The sequence below is a fragment of the Actinotalea ferrariae genome (assembly GCF_019733465.1).
Taxonomy (GTDB): domain Bacteria; phylum Actinomycetota; class Actinomycetes; order Actinomycetales; family Cellulomonadaceae; genus Actinotalea; species Actinotalea ferrariae_A.
On the sequence record NZ_JACVQL010000223.1, the window covers coordinates 1 to 8,350 of the forward strand.

Here is an 8,350-nt window from a genome sequence, read left to right on the forward strand (position 1 = left end):
GATGGAGTGTCAACCAGCCCTGCAGCAGTCCCAACTACTCGTTGCATCGGCCGCTTGAAACCGCCCAGCGTGTCGCCACGACAACGCTCCACTTTGCGGACGGGTTGGGCGGGTTACGGACGGGGACGGTGGTGGACGGAGTCGGTGCGATGGGTGGCCGGTAGTGGGACCCGGGTCAGTCGTCGCGGGTGTCCTTGACGCGCGCGACGAGCTGAGTCGGGCTCACGTAGCGGAGGGCCACGATGAGGATGACCATCATCGTCGCGGTGTAGACGACGGCCATCGAGGACACCAGCTGGCGCGCCTCGCCGCCGCCCGACGCCGTCATCGCGCGGTAGATGGCGACGACCAGCGTGTCCGACTCCGGCCCCGACACGAGGTACGTGAGCTCGAACATGCCGACGGTCCGCACGAGCACGAGGACCGACGCCGCGAGGATGCCGGGCACGAGGAGCGGGCCCAGGATGCGCGTGAACACCACGCGCAGGCTCGCGCCGGACATGCGGGCCGCGCTCTCGATCGACGGGTTGATCTGCTCGATGAACGGCGTCATCGTCATGATCACGAACGGCACCGAGGGCACCATGTTGACGAGGATGACGGCCGTGAGGGTGCGCCCGAGGCCTGCGTTGTACATGACGGTCGCGAGCGGGATGCCGTACGTGATGGGCGGCATGAGCACGGGGAGCAGGAAGAGCAGCGTGAGGGTCCGCTTGAACGGGAAGTCGCGCCGCGCCAGGAGGTAGGCCGCCGGCACGCCGATCAGCACGGACGCGGCGATCACGGTGACCGCGACCACGAGCGTCACCCCGATGACCTGCGCCATCCCGAACCGCTCCCACGCGCCGAGGTAGAAGTCCCCGGACCACGCCTCGGGCAGCCACGTGTCGAACCAGGGCTTGCCGAACGAGTCGACGACGACGCTCGTGATGATCCCGACGAGGAAGACGAAGAACGCCGCGACGAGCGCCCAGACGACCCACGTGCTGGGCCGCGCGACGAGGGCCTTCTCGCCGGGCGGCAGGCCCGCGCGCCGGCGGACGCCTCGCGGCGGCCGCGGCAGCGGGAGGTCGACGCCCGGGGCGGTGGTGTGCGCAGTCTGCGTGGCCATCAGCCCTTGCCTCCCGTCGAGCCCTTGTACATGAACGACCGCCACAGCAGCACGACGGCGATGACCACCAGCTCGACGAGCCCCATCATCACGGCGATGGTCGAGGCCATCGGGTAGTCGTTCTGCTCGCCGAAGGCGCGGAACGCCATGAGCGACATGACGCGCGTCTCCCCCATGGCGTCACCGACGAGGCGGGCCGACGGGAAGACGCTGAACGCGAGGACGAACGTGAGGATGAACGTCGTCGCGAGGCCCGGGGCGAGCAGCGGCAGCACCACCCGGCGGAACCGCTGCACCCAGTTGGCCCCCATGGTGCGCGCCGCGGCCTCGATCGACGGGTCGATCCCCGACAGGTAGGAGGTGATGAGCAGGAACGCGAACGGGAAGCCCGAGATGACGAGCGAGAAGACGACGCCCCAGTAGTTGTTGACCAGCTGGAGCGGCTCGTCGACCAGGCCGATCGACATGAGGAAGCGGTTCAGCCACCCCTGGCGGCCGGCGAAGATCAGCAGGCCCTGCGCCGTGAGCACCGTGCCGAGCGTGATCGGCAGGACGAGCAGCGTGGTCAGGAGCTTCTTGCCGCGGAACCGGTGCCGCAGCTTGTACGCGACCGGGATCGACGCGAGCACGTTGAACAGGGCGACCGGCAGCGCCAGGCGCATCGTCAGGTAGATCGAGTCGAAGATGAACGGGTCGCCGAAGAACGCCCGGTAGTTCGCGAACGCGTCCGCACCCCACTGGTCCTGGATCCAGAACGCCGGCTGGAACGTGAGCCCGATGCCGTAGGTGAACGGGTAGATGAACAGGACCACGGTGAAGACGACGGCGGGCAGCAGCATGAGCAGCGAGCCGTCGATGCCACGCTCGGCGAGGCGGTGCTTGAGGCTCGCCGTGCTCCGCTCGCGCTGCGAGCGCGGCACGCGCCGCCCCGCCTGGGCGACGCTCACCGCCGCACCTCCTCGAGCTCTCGCTCCTCGAGCGAGAGCGCGCCGGTGTCGGCGGCGTCCACGGGGTACACGAGCACGCGCGCCGGGTCCGCCGTGAGGTCGACCGGGCTGCCGACGACGGGCGGGTGGTCGGCGTGGACGTGCAGCAGCTGACCCTGCGGCGTCGTCACCCCGACGGCGAACTCGCGTCCGTGGTACTCGACCGTGACGACCGTCGCGCCGACGGCGTTGCCGCCCACCTGCGGGTGCGCGGGCGAGACGACGACGAGGTCCTCGGGCCGGATCGCGACGCGCACCGCGGAGCCGACGGCGACCGGCTCGGGTGCCGTGCCGTGCAGGCGGATCCCCTGGCCCTCGACCGTCACGACGCCGCCCTCCACGGAGGAGACCGTGAGGTCGACGAGGTTCCGGTACCCCATGAAGTCGGCGACGTGCCAGTTCACCGGGTCGTTGTGCAGCTGCTCGGGCGTGCCGACCTGCTGCACGCGCCCGTCCCGCAGCACCACCAGGCGGTCGGCCATCGACAGGGCCTCCTCCTGGTCGTGCGTGACGTAGATCGTCGTCAGCCCGAGGGACTGGTGCAGACGGCGGATCTCGGTGCGCATCTCGAGGCGCAGCTTCGCGTCGAGGTTCGACAGCGGCTCGTCCATGAGCACGAGCCGCGGCTCGGTCACCACGGCCCGGGCGATGGCGACGCGCTGCTGCTGCCCGCCCGACAGCTGACCGGGCAGCTTCTTCGCGTGCTGCTCGAGCTTGACCAGCGCGACGGCCTCCGCGACGCGGCGCCGGACCTCGTCGCGCGGGACCTTGCGCATCTGCAGCCCGAACGCGATGTTCTTCTCGACGCTCAGGTGCGGGAAGAGCGCGTAGTTCTGGAACACCATCCCGAACCCGCGGTTCTCCGCGGGCACCGTGTCGACGCGACTGCCGTCGATGAGGATCTGCCCGTGCGTGAGCGGGAGCAGCCCGGCGATGCAGTTGAGCGCGGTGGACTTCCCGCAGCCCGACGGCCCGAGCAGGGCGATGAACTCGCCCGCCCGGACCGTCAGGTCGAGGTCCGCCAGCGCCGTCTGACCACCGAAGCTCCGCCCGACGCCCTGGAGCTCCAACGACTCGAACCTGCCGGCAGCGATGGCCATGATCAGTTCGCCTCGAACTTCCCGGCGCCGACCTCGCGGTCCCAGATGTCGAAGGCCGTGACGATGGCGGCCGCGTCGAGCTGCGTCTGCGCCTCGTGCGTCTCGATGGCCTCGTCGTACCAGTCGCGCGAGAACTCCTCGATGACGGCCTGCGTGTCCTCGGGCGCCTGGTCGAGGGTCGCGCCCTCGATCGACGGGCCCGGGTAGTGGTAGCCGTTGTCGTACGCCTTGGCGTTCTGCTCGGGCGTGAGGAGGTCGTCGAGCAGCAGGAGGATCGCCGACAGCTTGTCGGGCGACTGCCCCTGGGGGACGACGGCGAAGTGCGAGTCGCTGATGAACGTGTAGTCGTCGAACTCGGCGACCTCGAGCGTGTTGGGTGCGCGGCCGTCGGCACGCGGCTCGATGTCCCAGCCCATCGTGATCGGCGTGAGCGACCAGGTGCCGTCGGACATGTTCGTGATGACCTGGCCCGTGCCGGTCGGGTACGTGTCGACGTACTGGTCGAGCTCCTTGAGGAACGCCCAGGTGTTGTCCCAGCCGTTCTCGGGGTCACGCGGGTCCTCGTCGCCGAGGATGTACGGCAGCCCCTGGAGCCAGGTGCGGCCCGGCCCGGAGTTGGCCGGACGCGCGTACCCGAACTTGCCGGGGTTCGCCTCGGCCCACGCGAGCAGCTCCTCGGGCGTGCTGGGCACGTCCGCCTCGGGCAGCTGGTCCGGGTTGTAGCTGAGCAGCGGGCCGCCCGGCGTCCAGGACAGCAGCACGCCGTGCCCCTGCGCGAGCTCCTGCATGTCAGCGGCCTGCGGGATGTAGTTGTCCATGTTCCCGAGCCGGTCGGCGTACTCCTCGGCGATCGGGATCCACAGGTCCTCGCCGAGGCCCGCCGAGAGCGCGTCGTTGCCCGTGAGCACCATGTCGATCTGGAGGTTGTCCGTGTCGACCTGCGGCTTGAGCGCCCCGACCAGGTCCGGGGACGCGCCCGTCTCGAAGGTGACCGACGCGATGACGTCCGGGTTGGCCTCCGCGTAGTCCTCGATCGCGCCCTGGAAGAGCTTGAGGACGCCGCCGACGTCGTGGATGGTCAGGTCGACCGGCTCCGACGGCGTCTCGGGGACCTCGTCCCCCGAGCCGCCCGCCGCGGCGGTCTCCTCACCCTCCGGGCGCTGCGTGTTCTCGGGGGCGGAGCAGGCCGCGAGCAGCATCCCGAGGGCCGCGACTCCGGCCACCAGGTGCAGGTGCTTGGCAGTGCGCATGGGCCTTCCTTCTCTCTGTGGGGCGCCGGGACGACGTCGTCTCGGCTTGTCGAAGGGACGAGCGGTGCGAAGGGTCGAGCGGTGCAGACGGTGGGGCTCAGGTCGTGACGACGCCCGCGGGGTGACGGACGGCGGCGCCGCCCGCGGCGGCCGGCGTGCCGGTGCTCCCGCGGACGACGAGCTGGACGGAGAGGTCCTGCGTGGCGCCGGCCGTGTGCACGCCCTCGCGCACCTCGGCCAGCAGGAGGTCGACGGCGGCGCGCCCGCTCTCCATGCGGGGCACCTCGACGCTCGTGAGCGCCGGGGACGTGAGGGCCGCGACCGGCACGTTGTCCACGCCGACGACGCTCAGGTCCTCGGGGACGCGCACGCCGCGCTGGCGCAGGCGCTCGAGCAGGCCGAGCGCGAGCAGGTCGTTGTACGCGAGCACCGCGGTGGCGCCCGAGGCGATGAGGATGTCCGCCGCGGCGACGCCGCCCGAGACGTAGGGGCGGAAGTTGCCGAGCTCGACGAGGTCGAGGTCCAGCTCGGCGCCGATCGACCGGAACGCGGCGAGGCGCTCGCCGTGCGACCACGAGTCGCGCGGGCCGCCGACGTAGGCGACCCGGCCGTGGCCGAGCGCCCGCAGGTGGTGCAGCGCCTGACGGACGCCGTCGGCGTTGTCGACCGTGATCGCCGGGATGTCGCCGACCCGGCGGTTGACGAGCACGAGGCGGAACTCCTGCGCGAGGCCGGCGATGACGTCGTCGGACGCGCGCGGCGAGCAGAGCACCGTGCCGTCCACGCGGCTCGCCATGTTCCGCACGAGCTCGGCCTCCTGGCCGGAGTGCTCGTCGGAGTCGGCCACCAGCAGCGCGTAGCCGGCGGCCTGCGCGCGCTTCTGGACGCCCTTGGTCACGGAGGTGAAGTACGGGTTCTCGAGGTCGGGGACCACGAGCCCGAGCGTGCCCGTCTGCCCCGTGATGAGGCTGCGGGCGGCGGGGTTGGCGCGGTAGCCCAGGGCGCGGGCCGCGGCGACGACCTTGTCCCGCGTCTCGGGTGCGACCTGGTCGGGGCGCGCGAGCGTGCGGGACACCGTCGAGACCGAGACCCCGGCCATGCGGGCCACGTCACGCGCGCTGACCGCCATCGAGCCACCTCCGTCGTCGGCCACGTCGGTGTGACCTGCCGAACAGTCTTGCAATCCTTTGCATGCCCTTGTCAAGCGCCGTGTCACAACCGCAACCTCACGGCTCGCCGTCGCGATGCGATGAGCACGAAGACGCAGGTCAGCGGGCAACATCCGGGCCCACCCCTTGCCACGACCATCGCACGAGGAGCATCATCCGTGTTTCAGAGACTGCTCAGACCGTCGACGAGGACACCGATGAGCCACCCCTGCCCGCGCGGCGACCGCGCCCCCCGTCACGTCCCCGCAGGCGGCCCGGCGTGGTGAGGATCGAGCGGGCCGACGTCGTCGTCACGAGCCCCGGCCGCAACTTCGTCACGCTGCGGCTGCAGACCACGGACGGCGTCGTCGGCCTCGGCGACGGGACCCTCAACGGGCGCGAGCTCGCCGTCGCCTCGTACCTGCGCGACCACGTCGCACCGCTGCTCGTGGGCCGCGAGGCGCACGACGTGGAGGACACGTGGCAGTACCTCTCGCGCGGCGCGTACTGGCGGCGCGGACCCGTGACGATGACCGCGATAGCCGCCGTCGACATGGCGCTGTGGGACATCAAGGGGAAGGTCGCGGGCCTGCCCGTCTACCAGCTGCTCGGCGGCCGCAGCCGGCGCGGCGCCCTCGCGTACGGGCACGCGTCGGGCACGACGCTCGAGGCCCTCATGACCTCGATCCGCAACCACCTCGACCGCGGGTTCCGCGCGATCCGGCTGCAGACGGGCGTACCGGGCCTCGGCAAGGTCTACGGCGTCGGGACGGACCAGGGCGTCGGGCAGAAGTACGACTACGAGCCTGCGGGCCGCACGGCTGTGCCGGTCGAGGAGGACTGGGACACCCGCGCCTACCTGCGCCACATCCCGTCCGTCTTCGAGGCCGTCCGGGCCGAGTTCGGCCCGGAGCTGCCGCTGCTGCACGACGCGCACCACCGCCTCTCGCCGAACGAGGCCGCGCAGCTGGGCCGCAGCCTCGAGCCGTACGACCTGTTCTGGCTCGAGGACGTCACGCCCGCGGACAACCCGGAGGCGCTGCGGCGCGTGCGCGCGATGACGACGACGCCGCTCGCCATCGGCGAGGTGCTCACGAGCATCCACGACTACCGGACGCTCGTCACCGAGCAGCTCATCGACTACGTGCGGTCGTCACCCGCGCACACGGGCGGCATCACGGGCGTCAAGAAGCTCATGGACTTCGCGGCGCTCTACGGCATCCGGTCGGGGTTCCACCAGCCGACGGACATCTCCCCCGTCGGCATGGCCGCCGCCCTGCACCTGGACATCGCCCTGCACAACTTCGGCATCCAGGAGTTCATGGAGCACAACGAGCGCACGCTCGAGGTGTTCCGCACGAGCTACACGTTCGCCGACGGGCTGCTGGACCCGGGCGAGACGCCCGGCCTGGGCGTCGACCTCGACCTGGACCTCGCGGCGCAGCTCGAGTACACGCCCGCCTACCTCCCGGTGAACCGCCTGCGGGACGGCACGCTGCACGACTGGTGACGGACGACGTCGGCCGAGGACACCTCGGCGGCGGCACCCGAAAGGCTGAACTCTCCGGCCCACGCGCCGGCAGCGCTCACGCCGGGAGCCTCGCCGGTCGATGGGAACACCATGGCGTCCGGTCCAACCCAGAACTACGACGACGCCTCCCTCGGCCGCTGGAAGCCGCGCCCGGTCCTCGCGCTGCTCGTCCGGGCCTCCGTCGCGCTGCTGCCGCTCGCGCTCGCCGTCGCCTTCGGCGCCGCCGCGGTCCGCTGGCTGCCGCCTGAGCGGCTCGGGGTCCCGCCGTGGCTGTGGCTCCTGGTCGAGGTCGCGTGCGCCGTCGCGCTGGTCCTCGGGCTCGCGCGCGTGCTGCGCCGCGCGCTCCCGCTGAGCACGCTCCTGCGGCTGAGCCTCGTCGTGCCGGACCGCGCGCCGTCGCGGTTCGCCGTGGCGCGCCGGCTCTACTCCCCCGCCGCGCTCGAGGGCCGCCGCTCGGCGACCGGCGGCGTGCCCCCGCCCGACGACGAGGCGGGCCGGCTCCTCGCGCTCGTCTCGGCGCTGAACGCGCACGACCGGACGACCTTCAGCCACAGCGCGCGCGTCCAGGCGTACAGCGCGCTCATCGGGCGCGAGCTCGGGCTCTCGCGCGAGGACGTGGCGCGGCTCAGCTGGGCGGCGCTGCTGCACGACGTCGGCAAGCTCGAGGTGCCGGCCTGGCTGCTCACCAAGAACGGGCGCCCGACCGACGCCGAGTGGTCCCGGCTCGCGCAGCACCCGGCGCACGGCGAAGGTCTCGTCGCGCCGCTGTCCGCGTGGCTCGGCGACTGGGCGGGTGCCGTCGGTCAGCACCACGAGCGGTGGGACGGCGCCGGCTACCCGGCCGGCCTCGCGGGCACCGACATCAGCCTCGCGGCGCGCGTCGTCGCGGTGGCCGACGCGTACGACGTCATCACGTCCGCGCGCCCCTACAAGAAGCCCCTCACCGCAGCGGCCGCGCGCGCCGAGCTCACGCGCTGCGCGGGGACGCAGTTCGACCCCGACGTCGTGCGCGCGATGCTCGCCGTGGGCCTCGGCCGGCTCCGCCTCGTCGCGGGCCCAGCCTCGCTCCTCTCGGCGCTGCCCGGCCTGCGCGTGATCCCGTGGCCCGAGGCGGCGAGCAGCGTGCCCGTCCTCAGCTCGGGGACGACGGCGATCGCCGTGACCGCGGCGCTCGTGGCCGGGCCGGTGCTCACGCTGGGCGGGACCGGCGCGGCGGCGGAGACG

General features: G+C 72.2%; 7 protein-coding genes. 2 read left to right on the forward strand and 5 right to left on the reverse strand.

The genetic code is table 11. From position 1 onward, the window contains the following. Positions 1-175: 175 nt before the first annotated feature. The 5 genes from ICW40_RS16225 to ICW40_RS16245 all read right to left on the reverse strand — a co-directional run bounded on the left by ICW40_RS16225 (position 176) and on the right by ICW40_RS16245 (position 5,576). Positions 176-1,111, reverse strand: a complete 936-nt coding sequence (locus tag ICW40_RS16225) for an ABC transporter permease (protein WP_221655051.1) — start codon at positions 1,109-1,111, stop codon at positions 176-178. Then, positions 1,111-2,058 carry an ABC transporter permease gene (locus ICW40_RS16230; protein ID WP_308121861.1) on the reverse strand — a complete coding sequence of 316 codons (948 nt, stop codon included), beginning with the start codon at positions 2,056-2,058 and terminating at the stop codon, positions 1,111-1,113. Before ICW40_RS16230 ends, ICW40_RS16225 begins: the two co-directional genes overlap by 1 nt. Beyond that, on the reverse strand, positions 2,055-3,197 hold the full coding sequence (locus ICW40_RS16235; RefSeq protein WP_221655052.1) for an ABC transporter ATP-binding protein: 1,143 nt from the start codon (positions 3,195-3,197) through the stop codon (positions 2,055-2,057). The genes ICW40_RS16230 and ICW40_RS16235 overlap by 4 nt, the downstream gene beginning before the upstream one ends. A 2-nt stretch (positions 3,198-3,199) precedes the next feature. After that, entirely contained in the window at positions 3,200-4,447 is a 1,248-nt protein-coding gene (locus ICW40_RS16240) for an extracellular solute-binding protein (protein ID WP_221655053.1), read from the reverse strand. 97 nt (positions 4,448-4,544) lie between these two features. After that, positions 4,545-5,576: a LacI family DNA-binding transcriptional regulator gene (locus tag ICW40_RS16245; protein ID WP_221655054.1), complete on the reverse strand. Its 1,032-nt coding sequence runs from the start codon at positions 5,574-5,576 to the stop codon at positions 4,545-4,547. Between the two features lie 302 nt (positions 5,577-5,878). Between ICW40_RS16245 and manD the strand changes: the two genes are divergently transcribed. Then, complete coding sequence (manD, locus tag ICW40_RS16250; protein WP_221655057.1) at positions 5,879-7,105, forward strand: D-mannonate dehydratase ManD; 1,227 nt, start codon at positions 5,879-5,881, stop codon at positions 7,103-7,105. Positions 7,106-7,216: 111 nt separating this feature from the next. After that, positions 7,217-8,350, forward strand: a 1,134-nt coding sequence (locus tag ICW40_RS16255; RefSeq protein ID WP_221655055.1) for an HD-GYP domain-containing protein, incomplete at its 3' end; no start/stop codon positions are given.

Coding starts and splice junctions, on each gene's coding strand:
- ICW40_RS16225 (WP_221655051.1), bottom strand. CDS start 1,111: ATGGCCACGCAGACTGCGCACACCACCGCCCCGGGCGTCGACCTCCCG.
- ICW40_RS16235 (WP_221655052.1), bottom strand. CDS start 3,197: ATGGCCATCGCTGCCGGCAGGTTCGAGTCGTTGGAGCTCCAGGGCGTC.
- ICW40_RS16240 (WP_221655053.1), bottom strand. CDS start 4,447: ATGCGCACTGCCAAGCACCTGCACCTGGTGGCCGGAGTCGCGGCCCTC.
- ICW40_RS16245 (WP_221655054.1), bottom strand. CDS start 5,576: ATGGCGGTCAGCGCGCGTGACGTGGCCCGCATGGCCGGGGTCTCGGTC.